A 453-nucleotide genomic window follows, 5' to 3' on the forward strand; every position below is an offset into this window, starting at 1 on the left:
GTATCCACGGTGACATCCGGCAAGCGAGGGATGTAAATACGCCTAGAGCTTCTATCAAGAAGGATCGCATCGGCGTATCAAAGGAATGCACATGTCTTCGTCTCACCGCTGTGCGGTATCCGGTCAACAGTTCGTTATCTCTGAACAGGATCTCGAGTTTCTCGAACGACTGAGCCCGAAATTTGGAGGGCAACGTTCTCCGCTGCCCCCTCCGCAGCTCTGCCCCGACGAGCGCCGACGGCGCCGGATGGCGTTTCGTAATGAGCGAAATTTGTATCACCGCAAGTGCGACGCGACTGGGAAGACCGTCGTGTCACACTTTTCACCCGATAAATCGGTGAACGTCTATTCAAAGGCTGCGTGGTGGTCTGACGACTGGGATCCACATTCGTTTGCCAGACCGATCGACTTTTCTCGGCCGTTCTTCGAGCAATTTGCCGAGCTCTTTGCGGA

Annotated in this window: 1 protein-coding gene; it reads left to right on the forward strand. The window is 54.7% G+C overall.

All coding sequences use genetic code 11. The annotated features are described in order from the left end of the window. Window positions 1–91: 91 nt before the first annotated feature. On the forward strand, window positions 92–453 hold a 362-nt coding region (locus I6F37_RS39625), incomplete at its 3' end, for a hypothetical protein (protein WP_225154321.1).

This window comes from Bradyrhizobium sp. NBAIM08 (assembly GCF_020193935.1).
Taxonomy (GTDB): Bacteria; Pseudomonadota; Alphaproteobacteria; order Rhizobiales; family Xanthobacteraceae; genus Bradyrhizobium; species Bradyrhizobium yuanmingense.